Annotated in this window: 9 protein-coding genes; 4 read left to right on the forward strand and 5 right to left on the reverse strand. The window is 63.0% G+C overall.

The genetic code is table 11. From position 1 onward, the window contains the following. Complete coding sequence (locus A9K65_RS22840) at window positions 1-1,188, reverse strand: ABC transporter permease (protein ID WP_013531885.1); 1,188 nt, start codon at window positions 1,186-1,188, stop codon at window positions 1-3. Window positions 1,189-1,264: 76 nt separating this feature from the next. On the opposite strand from A9K65_RS22840, the gene dgcA reads away from it, so the two are divergent. Continuing rightward, on the forward strand, window positions 1,265-2,248 hold the full coding sequence (gene dgcA, locus A9K65_RS22845; RefSeq protein ID WP_064995817.1) for an N-acetyl-D-Glu racemase DgcA: 984 nt from the start codon (window positions 1,265-1,267) through the stop codon (window positions 2,246-2,248). On the opposite strand, the gene A9K65_RS22850 is transcribed toward dgcA, so the two are convergent. Further along, window positions 2,219-3,433, reverse strand: coding sequence for an MFS transporter (locus A9K65_RS22850; protein WP_064995816.1), 1,215 nt, complete (start codon window positions 3,431-3,433; stop codon window positions 2,219-2,221). The two genes, dgcA and A9K65_RS22850, sit on opposite strands and share 30 nt — an antisense overlap. Window positions 3,434-3,556: 123 nt before the next feature. Continuing rightward, a complete protein-coding gene (locus A9K65_RS22855) occupies window positions 3,557-4,372 on the reverse strand; it encodes a UDP-2,3-diacylglucosamine diphosphatase (protein WP_084016337.1) in 816 nt (271 codons plus the stop codon). Window positions 4,373-4,489: 117 nt separating this feature from the next. Here A9K65_RS22855 and A9K65_RS22860 point away from each other — a divergent pair, with 117 nt between their 5' ends. From A9K65_RS22860 to A9K65_RS22870, 3 genes are all read left to right on the forward strand, one after another. Further along, the gene (locus A9K65_RS22860) at window positions 4,490-5,269 is read left to right on the forward strand and encodes an SDR family oxidoreductase (protein WP_064995814.1); all 780 of its coding nucleotides are present in this window, start codon (window positions 4,490-4,492) and stop codon (window positions 5,267-5,269) included. A 177-nt stretch (window positions 5,270-5,446) separates the two neighbouring features. Further along, complete coding sequence (locus A9K65_RS22865; protein WP_024503551.1) at window positions 5,447-7,771, forward strand: NADP-dependent malic enzyme; 2,325 nt, start codon at window positions 5,447-5,449, stop codon at window positions 7,769-7,771. Window positions 7,772-7,860: 89 nt separating this feature from the next. Next, a complete protein-coding gene (locus A9K65_RS22870) occupies window positions 7,861-9,075 on the forward strand; it encodes a DUF2865 domain-containing protein (RefSeq protein ID WP_064995813.1) in 1,215 nt (404 codons plus the stop codon). Here the strand turns inward: A9K65_RS22870 and gltX are convergent. Then, on the reverse strand, window positions 8,993-10,366 hold the full coding sequence (gene gltX / locus A9K65_RS22875) for a glutamate--tRNA ligase (protein WP_024503553.1): 1,374 nt from the start codon (window positions 10,364-10,366) through the stop codon (window positions 8,993-8,995). The genes A9K65_RS22870 and gltX overlap by 83 nt on opposite strands. Window positions 10,367-10,551: 185 nt before the next feature. Then, on the reverse strand, window positions 10,552-11,727 hold the full coding sequence (locus A9K65_RS22880) for a hypothetical protein (RefSeq protein WP_064995812.1): 1,176 nt from the start codon (window positions 11,725-11,727) through the stop codon (window positions 10,552-10,554). Window positions 11,728-11,864 lie beyond the last annotated feature (137 nt).

An 11,864-nucleotide genomic window follows, 5' to 3' on the forward strand; every position in this document is an offset into this window, starting at 1 on the left:
TCAGAACTCGATCGCTGCGTAGAACATGGCAAAAAGCCCGTCGAGGATGATGACGACGAAGATCGACTTCACCACAGAGGCGGTGACGTGCTGGCCGAGCGATTCGGCGCTGCCGCCGACCTTCATGCCTTCGACCGAGGCAATCGTGCCGATGATCATGGCCATGAACGGCGCCTTGATCAGGCCCGCAAAGATGGTGCTGAGATCGATGGCGACACGCAGCCGGTCGATGAAGGCGGCGGGTGGAATGTCGGAATAGAGCCAGGCAGCCAGGATGCCGCCGCCGAGTGCGGCGAAATTGGCGATGATGGTCAGGCACGGCAAGGCGATGACCAGCGCCACAAGGCGCGGAAAGACCAGGACGCCGATCGGGTTAAGTCCGATGACCTTCAGCGCGTCGACCTCCTCGCGCATCTTCATCGAGCCGATCTCGGCGGTGATCGCGCTGCCGGAGCGGCCGGCGATCATGATCGCCGTCATCAGCACGCCGAGTTCGCGCAGGATCAGCACGCCGACGAGGTCGACGACGAAGATATCGGCGCCGAAATAGCTGAGCTGATAGGCGCCCTGCTGGGCAACGATGGCGCCGACGATCGCCGACATCAGCACCACCACCGGAATGGCGCCGACGCCCATACGGTCGATCTGGTTGAAAATCGCCGCCGGGTTGACGGCATGGCCACGGCCGAGCTTCATCTGCGCGCCACGGATGGTGGCGCCGAGGATGTTCATCGACGCGAGAAAATCGTCGCGCATCTCGTAGACCCGGCGGCCAACCGCCTCCAGCGCGCGAATGACGATGTTGGGCGGTCGCACCGGGCCGGATTCGGGTTCGCGCCGCACGGCCTCGCCGACAGCTTCGAGCAGGATCGAAGCGATCTCGCTCTGGCCTTGCATCTGGATCTCGACACCCTTCTTCTCGAAGGCGCTGACCAGCCGGTCGATCAGCCAGGCGCCGGCAGTGTCCATCTTCTCGATCTTGGAAACATCGAGCGCCAAGGTTTTGAAGCCGCTTCGCTTTTCGATCTTGCGCATATCGGCGTCGACGAGTGCAACGGTCCGTGTCGTCCAGATTCCGGAGAAAGCGCAGCCAAGAACGCCGTCCTCCTCGCCGATCGCCACGCGCGGTTCGTGGTCAGCCTCCCCTGCGGTCGTGCCGCTTGCGTCGCGCTTGCCGATGGTCAACATGGCGTCCTGTTTAGCCTGACGGGTCTGACCTGTCGATTTGCCGACAACGCTTGTCGCACAGCAGGAGCAGAAAAATATGGCGCGTGTCATTTCGGTCGAGGCCGAGCGTTTTCCCATCGCCGGAACCTTCACCATTTCGCGCGGTTCCAAGACCGAAGCCGAAGTGATCTCCTGCACGATCAGCGACGGCGGCCATTTCGGCCGCGGCGAATGCGTCCCCTACAAGCGCTATGGCGAGACGATTAAGGGCGTGCGCGAGGCGATCGACGCCATGCGCGGCCGGATCGCCGATGGCATCAGCCGCAGCGCCTTGCTCGATGCCATGCCGGCCGGAGCCGCCCGCAACGCCATAGACTGCGCCCTATGGGATCTGGAGGCGAAGCTCAGCGGAACATCGGTGGCGGTTGCGATAGGCGCTGTTCCCTTGCAGGCGCTCGAAACCGCCTACACGCTGTCGCTGGGCGAGCCGGAGGCGATGGCGGCGCAGGCCCGCGCCAATGCGGCGCGGCCGCTGCTCAAGGTCAAGATCGGCGGCGACAACGACATTGCCCGCATCCGGGCGGTCAGGCAGGCAGCGCCAGACAGCCGCATCATCCTCGACGCCAATGAGGGCTGGAGCGACGACAACATCGTTGCGAACCTCGCCTTTGCCGCCGAACAAAGCATCGCGCTGATCGAACAGCCGCTGCCGGCCGGTCATGACGAGATCCTGCGCCATATCGCCCATCCGGTGCCGATCTGCGCCGATGAAAGCGTGCACGAGGCTAAGAATCTCGAAGCGCTTGTCGGTCTTTACGATGCCGTCAACATCAAGCTCGACAAGTCGGGCGGCCTGACGGCGGCACTGGTGCTGCGCGATCGCGCCCGCGAACTCGGTTTCGGCGTGATGGTCGGCTGCATGGTCGGCACCTCATTGGCGATGGCGCCAGCGGTGCTGCTTGCCCAGCATGCCGATTTCGTCGACCTCGACGGTCCGCTGCTGCTTGCCCGCGACCGGGTACCGGGCCTTGTCTACCAGGGATCGCTGGTGTCACCGCCCGATACGGCGCTCTGGGGCTGAGCGCGCCGCAAGGCCGATCAGCGCCAGTCCGATCAACGCAATCGGGATCATGGCAAAGAAGCCGTCGACACCGAGACGGTCGTAGAGCGGGCCGGACGCCAGCGTCACCACCGCCATGAAGAAGCCGTTGGAGAAATAGGCAATGCCTTGCGCGGCACCTGTCCGCTCCTCGGAGATCGTTTCGCCGATCATCTTCTGCAGCCCGATCAGCCCCAGCGCCACCGAGACCGAGTGCAGCGACTGGACAGCGAAGAAGCCGGGAATGCCGAGGCCGAGCGGCCAGACCAGCGGAAAGGCGATCCAGCGCACGATGGAGCCGATTCCGGCCATCACCATGACCGACACGACGGAGAACCGGTCGAAAAAGCGGGTGAACATCATGAACATGCAGACTTCCGACACCACGCCCCAAGCCCATAAGAGACCGACTACCGAATCGCCGAGGCCGATCGACTTCCAGTAGATGGAGACGAAACCGTAGAGGAATGCGTGGCTCGCGGTGATGACGCCGACGCCCGTGGAAAAATACAGGAAATACGGGTTGAGAAGCTTCGGCGCTGAATGCTGGATGTCGGTGGCCGACAGCGGCGAGGCGCGCCGCGGACGGCCAAGGCGCGGCGCCAGCAGGCCAGCGGCAAGGGCGGCGGCAAACGCCACCAGAATGATAACCGGAACGGCTTGTGAACCGGTTACCGACAGAATGAAGCCGCCGGCGATATTGGCGAACAAATAGGAAATCGAGCCCCATTTGCGCATGCTTGTGTAGTTCGAACCGAAGCGGCGGACACCCGAAAGAGCCAGCGAATCGGCGATCGGCGAATGCGGCGTCCAGACGATGGTCAGCGCCAGCGAGACCGCCAGCACCATCGCATAGGTGGGTGTCAGGAAATAACCTGCCGACAAAAGCAGCGACGCAGCCATCAGCGCGACATAGACATCGGCGCGGTCCCTGGCACGGTCGGCCAGCGCGGTCAGCAGCGGCGTCGTCACCACGCGCAGGAACATCGGCGCCGCCAGAATGACCGCGATCTGCTCGGCATGAAAACCCTTGGCCTGCAACCACAACGGAAAATACGGCAAATGCGTTCCGAGCGGCACGAAAAGCGTCGCGAACATCAGGCTCATGCGCAGTTCGAAATGGCGCGGCTTGACGAGTTGTTCGGGCGAGAGCTGCGGCAGGGACATGAATCGATCCAATCGCGCTGTATTCGGCCGGAGGGCAACGCGTATCGATCCCTTAACATGGACGAAAACCGGACGAAACCGGTTGGACTAATTGATTGATTCCGAAGCCGAAAGGACTACGGACTAGGCCGCCTGCCCTACCCGGTCCTCGATGAGCAGCGGGATAAAGGGCTCGTCCGGCACCTCGGGCAGCACCTGCGCCCAGGTCAGGATTTCCATGCGGCCGTCAAAATGCTCGACCACAGCCGTACAACTTTCTACCCAGTCGCCGGTGTTGATGTACTGGACATCGCCAAAATTTTCGATGACGGCATGATGGATGTGGCCGCAGATGACGCCATCGACATGCGAACGGCGCGCCTCATCCGCAAGCATGGTCTGGAACGAGCCGATGAAGTTCACCGCCTTCTTGACGTTGTGCTTGGCCCAGGACGAAAACGACCAATACGGCAGGCCGAGCAGTTGGCGCAGCCGCGTCACCACGCGGTTGACCAGCATGGCCGCGTCATAGGCGTGGTCACCGAGATAGGCGAGCCAGCGCGCATTGTGGACCACGGTGTCGAACTGGTCGCCATGGATGACGAGCAGCCGCTTGCCGTCGGCGGTCTCGTGGATGGCGCGATCGGCAACGACGATGCCGCCGAAATGCACGCCCTGGAACTGGCGGGCGAACTCGTCATGGTTGCCGGCGATGTAGGTGATGGTGGCGCCCTTGCGCGCCTTGCGCAGCAGTTTCTGCACGACGTCATTATGGCTTTGCGGCCAATGCCAGCTCCGCCGCAGCCGCCAGCCATCAACGATGTCACCCACCAGATAGATGATATCGGCATCGTGATATCGAAGGAAATCGATCAGGAACTCGGCCTTGGCCGCCTTCGAGCCCAGATGGACGTCGGAAATGAACATGCTGCGGAAAGTGCGGGGCTCTTGGCCGGACATCGATTTCACCCTTGCTTTCGCGCAGGCTATGCCCCGATTCATGCAACAACCGTATGACGGTTGCGATTGGTCCAGCCGAAGGACTAGCTTGCCGGCCAAATCACAGGAGAAATCGTCATGGATCTTGGTATCCGCGGAAAGAAGGCCATCGTCTGCGCTTCGAGCAAGGGACTTGGGCGCGGTTGCGCCATGGCGCTGGCGGAAGCCGGCTGCGACGTCGTCGTCAACGGACGCAATGCGGAGCTGGTGGCGAAAACCGCCGCTGAGTTGCGCGAGCGCTATGGCGTCACGGTGACGGAAGTCGTCGGCGACGTCTCGAAGCCGGAGGTGCAGAAGGCGCTGCTCGTGGCTTGCCCCGAGCCGGACATCCTGGTCAACAACAATGGCGGACCGCCGCTTCGCGACTTCCGCACGCTTGATCGCGAAAAGATCCTCGAAGGCGTTACCCAGAACATGGTGACTCCGATCGAGCTCGTGCAGGCCGTGCTGGACGGCATGGCGGCGCGCGGCTTCGGCCGCATCGTCAACATCACCTCGCTGTCGGTCTATGTGCCCATTCCCGGCCTCGACCTGTCGTCCGGCGCGCGTGCCGGCCTGACCTCGTTCCTTGCCGGCGTGGCCAGAACGGTTGTCGACCGCAACGTCACCATCAACAGCCTTCTGCCGGGCAAGCTCGACACCGACCGGCTGCGCGGCCCGCATGAGGCCGGCACAGTCGAAAGCCCTGAGGCCGCAGCCGCGCGCAAGACCCGCATCAGCGCCGATGTTCCGGCCAAGCGGCTCGGCACGCCGGAGGAATTCGGCCAGATCTGCGCCTTCCTGTGCTCGGTCCATGCCGGCTATCTGACCGGGCAGAACATACCGGTCGATGGTGGTCTTTACGTCAGCGCCTTTTGATCAACTTATCCGTGAAACGGTCGGAGCCGTCCGTCATAAAATCGTCATAAGTATTTGATTATTCAAGGCTTTCTACGCACCGCCGGGTATTGCCGCCGGCGCGTCAATTAGCGTCGCGAAAAGCCACGGCTGCATGCTAAAAGGGAATCTCCAGCCAGATTTCGAGGGAGTGGCCGCATGGAAGGCGAGAGCAAAAAGACGGCACGTTCGGACCTCGACGAAGCCGCCCTCTACTTCCACAAGCACCCAAGGCCGGGAAAGCTCGAGATACAGGCGACCAAGCCGCTCGGCAATCAGCGCGACCTCGCGCTCGCCTATTCCCCCGGCGTCGCCGCCCCCTGCCTGGAAATCCGCGACGATCCGGCGACCGCCGCCGACTACACCGCACGCGCCAATCTGGTCGGTGTCGTCACAAACGGATCGGCCGTGCTCGGCCTCGGCAATATCGGCCCGCTGGCCTCCAAACCGGTCATGGAAGGCAAGGCCGTCCTGTTCAAGAAGTTCGCCGGCATCGATGTCTTCGACATAGAGATCGACGCGCCCGCTATCGAGCGCATGGTCGAGACGATCTCGGCCCTCGAGCCGACCTTCGGCGGCATCAATCTCGAGGACATCAAGGCGCCGGAATGCTTCGAGGTCGAGGAACAGCTGAAGGCCCGCATGGGCATACCGGTGTTCCACGACGACCAGCACGGCACCGCCATCATCGTCGCTGCCGCCGTGCTCAACGGGCTGGAGTTCGCCGGCAAGACCATATCGGACATCAAGATCGTCACCTCCGGCGCCGGGGCTGCCGCCCTTGCCTGCCTTAACCTGCTGGTCTCGCTCGGCGCCAAGGTCGAAAACATCTGGGTCACCGACCGTTTCGGCGTTGCCTACAAGGGCCGCACCGATGAGATGGATCGCTGGAAAGACCCCTATGTGAAGGACACCGAGGCGCGCACGCTGGCCGACGTCATATCGGGCGCCGACGTCTTCCTCGGCCTGTCGGCGGCAGGCGTACTGAAGCCGGAACTGCTCCAGCACATGGCGCCGAAGCCGCTGATCCTGGCGCTGGCCAACCCCAATCCGGAGATCATGCCGGAAATAGCGCGTGCAGCGCGTCCGGATGCGATGATCTGCACCGGCCGGTCCGATTTTCCCAATCAGGTCAACAACGTACTGTGTTTTCCTTACATTTTTCGCGGTGCGCTCGACTGCGGCGCCAGCGCCATCAATGAGGAGATGAAGATGGCGGCGGTGCGGGCAATCGCAGCGCTCGCACGCGAGGAACCTTCGGACGTCGCGGCCCGCGCCTATTCCGGCGAGACGCCGATCTTCGGCCCTGAATTCCTGATCCCTTCGCCCTTCGATCCGCGCCTGATCCTGCGCATAGCGCCCGCGGTCGCCAAGGCAGCCTGCGACACCGGCGTCGCGACGCGGCCGATCACCGACTTTGCCGCCTATATCGACAAGCTGAACCGCTTCGTCTTCCGCTCCGGCCTGGTGATGAAGCCGGTGTTCTCGTCCGCCAAGGCATCGAGCGCCAAGCGCGTCATCTATGCCGACGGCGAGGATGAGCGCGTGCTGCGGGCTGCCCAGGTGGTGCTCGAGGAAGGCATCGCCGAGCCGATCCTGATCGGCCGCCCGCACGTCATCGAAGTGCGCCTGAAGCGCTACGGCCTGCGCATCAAGCCCGGCGTCGATTTCGGCCTCATCAACCCGGAAGACGATCCGCGCTACCGCCACTATGTCGACCTTTTGATCGAACTCGCCGGCCGGCGTGGCGTGACGACGGAAGCCGCGCGCACCATGGTGCGCACCGACAACACGGTGATCGCAGCACTTGCGCTGAAACGCGGCGATGCCGACGCCATGGTCTGCGGCCTCGAAGGTCGATTCGAGCGGCATCTGCGCAACGTCACCTTGATCATCGGCCCCCGCGCCGGCATCAAGGACCACGACCTGTCGACGCTTTCCATGCTGATCTCGCAGCGCGGCATCATCTTTCTGACCGACACCCACGTCTCCGTCGACCCGACGGCGGAAGAAATCGCCGAGATGACGGTGCTGGCGGCGGAAGAAATCCAGCGCTTCGGCATCGAGCCGAAGGCAGCACTCTTGTCGCATTCCGATTTCGGCTCGCGCGATTCGCCCAGCGCCCTGAAGATGCGGCAAGCAGCGGCGATCCTGGCGCGCATCGCGCCTGACCTTGAATGCGATGGCGAGATGCATGCGGACACTGCTCTGTCGGAGCACCTGCGCCAGCGCGTCTATCCCCATTCGAGACTGAAGGGCGAAGCCAATTTGCTGGTGTTCCCCAACCTCGATTCGGCAAACATCACGCTGACGGCGCTCAGAACCATGACGGATGCGCTACATGTCGGGCCGATCCTGCTCGGCACCGACATGCCGGCGCATATATTGACGCCGTCTGTCACCTCGCGCGGCGTCGTCAACATGACGGCGCTTGCCGTGGTCGAAGCCGCCCACAAGGCACAAGCGGTCGTCAATCTGGGCTGAACACGGATTTCGCGGTAAACTGCAGTTAACCGCGAACACGGTAGCCTTGCGGGGCTAACAGTCGGATTTGGAAGGCGGAGTTTGGGCGGATGGCAACCGGAGGGTGGAAGCAGGCGCATGCTGCCGTGCTGCTTGGCCTGCTGTTGTCCGCAACCTGGGGAGTAGCCAAGCCACAGGCTGCTTCGCGGGTCTGCCGCCAGTTGGAAGCCGATCTTGCCGCGTCCTCGCGCGGCGGCGGTGGCGGTCCGGCGCTAGTCCGGAAATACGATTCCGCGATTGCCATGCAGCATGAGCAGATTTCGAAGGCTCGCAGCCAGGCGAGCCAGGCCGGGTGCGGTTTTTCGCTGTTTGGCCGCAACCTCAATCAATGCGCCGGGCTCAACGCCACCTTCGACCGCATGAATGCCAATCTCGACGCCTTGCAAAACAAGCGCGAGCGGCTGGCTGGCGGTGGCTCTCGCCGCGATCGCGGACGCATCCTGGCGGCGCTCGACGCCAATGGCTGCCGTGACGACACCGTTGCGCCTCGGCGTGCGCCTTTGCAGGAAGCGAACCGCGACGGCGGCAGCGCAAACCTGTTCGATCAGCTCTTCGGCGGCAACAGCAAGCAGCTCGATATGCTTGATGAACCCAACCAGCCCGACGATCCCAGCGAGGAGCGCAATGTCCGCCGTGTGCTCAACCAGCCCGGCGTGCCGGATTTTCCGAGCGTCGGTGGCGAATTCCACACGTCCTGTGTGCGCACCTGCGACGGCTACTTTTTCCCTATGTCGAACTCGGCCTCGGCAGGCGATTTCGAACGCGACCAGAAGAATTGCGAATCGAGCTGCCCCGGAACCGAGATGCAGGTTTTCTATTCGCGCGGCATGGACGACGATTCGGCGTCGATGACGTCATCTGTCACCGGCCGGCCTTACAGCGAATTGCCGACCGCCTATCTCTACAAGCGGCCCGGCATGTCGCGGCCGCCGGCTTGCGGCTGCAACGCCGCTGCGCAGGGTTTCCAGATCATTGCCGGCAATCCGCCGAATCCGGTGCAATCGCAGCCAGAGACAGACGCGTCATCATTCATTCCAGTCCCGGCTGCAAAACCTGATCCGGGCGCCGATCCCGAAACGCTGGCCAATCTGGAAGGTGGGCTCGACCGCGAGGCGATCAAGCGGCTTTCCGCCAGGCCGGTGACGTCGCCCGTGTCCGCGCTGCCGCCGGAACAGCGCAAGGTCAGGGTCGTCGGGCCAACGTTCCTTCCCGACCCATCAGCGGCAATAGATCTGCAAGCTCCGGCCCCGAAGGCAGTCCGGTAAGGGCTGTCCTGAGCGGCATGAACAACGCCTTGCCCTTGCGGCCGGTCGCTTCCCTGATCTTGCCCGTCCAGTCCTTCCAGATCGTCGCGGTCCAGGGTTCCTCCGGCAGCAGGTCGAATGCCTGTCGAAGAAAGTCGCGGTCGTCATCGGAAAATTCCGGCTTCTCCTGCGGTCCTTCGCGCAGGATGCGCCACCAGTTGACCGCATCGGCCAGCCTGTCGAGATTGCCGCGCACCGCCAGCCAGAACGGTTCGGCCTGCTCGCCGGAGACGCCGAGCACGATCAGACGGTCTTGTGCCTCGCTGAACGGCATGTGGTGCAGCAGCGACCGGTTGAGCACGAACAGCTCGTCCGGATCGAACTTGGCCGCGGATTTCGATGTCGCCGCCGGATCGAAGCGTTCGGCGAGTTCGCCCATCGTCGGCATCGCTGCGACATTCTCCGAAGTGCCTACCAGGACGGCCAATGATGCGACGGCCATCGGCTCGATCCCGTCCTCGCGCAGGCTTTCGATGGAGAGCGCGCCGGTGCGCTTCGACAAGCCCTCGCCCGATGCGGTGGTCAGGAGATTGTGGTGGCCGAACACTGGCGGCGTGGCAGCCAGTGCCTGGAACAGGGCGATCTGCACGCCGGTGTTGGTGACATGGTCGTCGCCGCGGATGACATGGCTGACGCCCATCTCGATGTCGTCGACCACGGAAGGCAGCGTATAGAGATAGGTGCCGTCCTCGCGCACCAGGACCGGGTCGGAAAGCGAGGCCAGATCGACGGTTTCCTCACCGCGCACCAAGTCGTTCCAGTGGATTTCAGTGCGTTCCGGCTGTTGTGGATCGTCTGAGAAATTGGGCAGGAGAAAACGCCAGTGCGGCCGGCGGCCATCGGTCTGGTATTCGGCGATCTGTTCGTGCGTAAGGGTCAACGCCTCGCGGCCATAGACGGGCGGCAGACCGCGCGTGCGGCGCACCTTGCGCCTGAGATCCAGCTCCTCCGGCGTTTCGTAGCAGGCATAGAGAACGCCTGCCGCCTTCAGCCTCTCGACCGCCGCGTCATAGACTTCGAAGCGCCGCGACTGGTACTCGGTGGCGTCGGGAAAAATGCCCAACCAATGCAGGTCGTATAGGATGGCGTCGGAAAACTCCTGCTTCGAGCGCGCAATGTCGGTGTCGTCGAAGCGCTGGATGAAGCGACCCTTGTTGTTCACGGCGAACAGCCAGTTGAACAGAGCCGTGCGCGCATTGCCGATATGGATGCGGCCGGTCGGCGAAGGGGCGAAACGAACGGTAACTGTCATGAGCGGGGCGTACCGGATGCTTTTACGATTGACAAGACGCGCCCCCGCGCTGCCCGGCAGACATAGAACATGGCGGCTGGAATGAAAAGACCGGGCGTTGGACGCCTCAGGAGGCACCCAGTCCGCAGGCGGCCTTTGTAACCGAGCGCTGCCAGCCGCTGGGGCCGACCACCGGTTGAAGGCGATCAGCGGCCGAAATCATCGGAACTGAGGCGGGTCCAGCGGTCGCCCACCAATCCACCGATAAAGATGTCGCCGGAGCGGACCGCTTCCGTGACCTCGGCGATCCGCGAGCGGACCATCGTTCCCCCGGCATAGCGGAAGAAGACATTCTTGTAGCCAAAGAGTTGGGATATGAATCTGGTCTGCGTCTGCCCGGTGATGCCCACGCAGCCCATCTCCCATGCGGCGGCGACAAGCGCATCCAGCGTCGCGCCCCAATGCGATCCGAATGCCTGGATTTGCAACAGGTTCGCCATGTCGCCGGCTTGACCATAGAAGGCATAACAACCGAGCATTTTGCCCGTTTCGTCGTAGATCCCACCGAAATGAAGGGGGCCGTCGGCCCGCTTCTCGGCCGCCAGCGCAAGCAGCCGTGGCAACTCCCCATCCTTCCAACTCGGCCGAAGAGCGTAACCAGACAGGAGGGTCGGCAGTTCCTCGGCAAATTGCACGGCATTGATCGGCTCACGGTGGGTGCGATGCGACGATGAATGCTGGACGGGGGGCTCGAACCTTCTTTTCGCAAGAGCATCGAATACTCGCGCAAAGGGGTCGAGTACAAGGTGAGGCAGGCCGGGCCATTTACGGTGCAGTGCGGCGGCGGCCATTCCCGCCGGCCGGAAAACATATGTCCATCCCAGACAATGCACCGGCAGGAGTTGATACTTCATCGGGCGCGCGAAAGCCAAGGATGTCCGGTTGGCCGAATCGGTCAGCTGCAGATCGAATTCGCCTTGATGCAATGCCCGCAGCAATTGCGGTCCGGCCGAGCCGTCATCGGTGCCGGGGTCGGCCATGAGCGGCCCGATGATCGCCGCATTCAATGGCGCACCATTGAGCTCGTAGCGGGCTTTCAAAACGCCGAGGAACCCACCCAGGCGGCCCTGCCGGTTGATCTGGACAAGAGCGTTGCTTTCACCGGAGTGGCCGGCGGGGTCGAGATAAATCTCTCTCATATACGCGGCCGTTTCGGCGATAGCGCGATCGAGGAGGTGACGGCGCCGCCGGCGAAACTTCGTCAGGAAGAGTGCGGCGACGCGCTCGAGATCTTCGGCAGCAAGCGGCCGAACCGAGCCATGCTGAGATTCCAGCACTGACGGCGCAGCCAACTTTTCCTCGGCATTCGCAGAAAGATGCATCGTGAAGAACGTCCGTGGGTTGCCTCCATCGGATATATATCAACCAATGGTAGAAACAACGTATCTCGGTCAATATGATGAACAGAGGTCCCTAGACTTACTATCCGGACAGGACTTCACAGGCAAATCAAGTCGGC

Origin of the sequence: Mesorhizobium sp. WSM1497 (assembly GCF_001672455.2) — a bacterium.
GTDB lineage: Bacteria > Pseudomonadota > Alphaproteobacteria > Rhizobiales > Rhizobiaceae > Mesorhizobium > Mesorhizobium ciceri.

Bases quoted from the DNA above. Each gene is read 5' to 3' on its own strand.
- A9K65_RS22840 (WP_013531885.1), bottom strand. From the start codon at position 1,188: ATGTTGACCATCGGCAAGCGCGACGCAAGCGGCACGACCGCAGGGGAG.
- dgcA (WP_064995817.1), top strand. From the start codon at position 1,265: ATGGCGCGTGTCATTTCGGTCGAGGCCGAGCGTTTTCCCATCGCCGGA.
- A9K65_RS22850 (WP_064995816.1), bottom strand. From the start codon at position 3,433: ATGTCCCTGCCGCAGCTCTCGCCCGAACAACTCGTCAAGCCGCGCCAT.
- A9K65_RS22855 (WP_084016337.1), bottom strand. From the start codon at position 4,372: ATGTCCGGCCAAGAGCCCCGCACTTTCCGCAGCATGTTCATTTCCGAC.
- A9K65_RS22860 (WP_064995814.1), top strand. From the start codon at position 4,490: ATGGATCTTGGTATCCGCGGAAAGAAGGCCATCGTCTGCGCTTCGAGC.
- A9K65_RS22865 (WP_024503551.1), top strand. From the start codon at position 5,447: ATGGAAGGCGAGAGCAAAAAGACGGCACGTTCGGACCTCGACGAAGCC.
- A9K65_RS22870 (WP_064995813.1), top strand. From the start codon at position 7,861: ATGGCAACCGGAGGGTGGAAGCAGGCGCATGCTGCCGTGCTGCTTGGC.
- gltX (WP_024503553.1), bottom strand. From the start codon at position 10,366: ATGACAGTTACCGTTCGTTTCGCCCCTTCGCCGACCGGCCGCATCCAT.
- A9K65_RS22880 (WP_064995812.1), bottom strand. From the start codon at position 11,727: ATGCATCTTTCTGCGAATGCCGAGGAAAAGTTGGCTGCGCCGTCAGTG.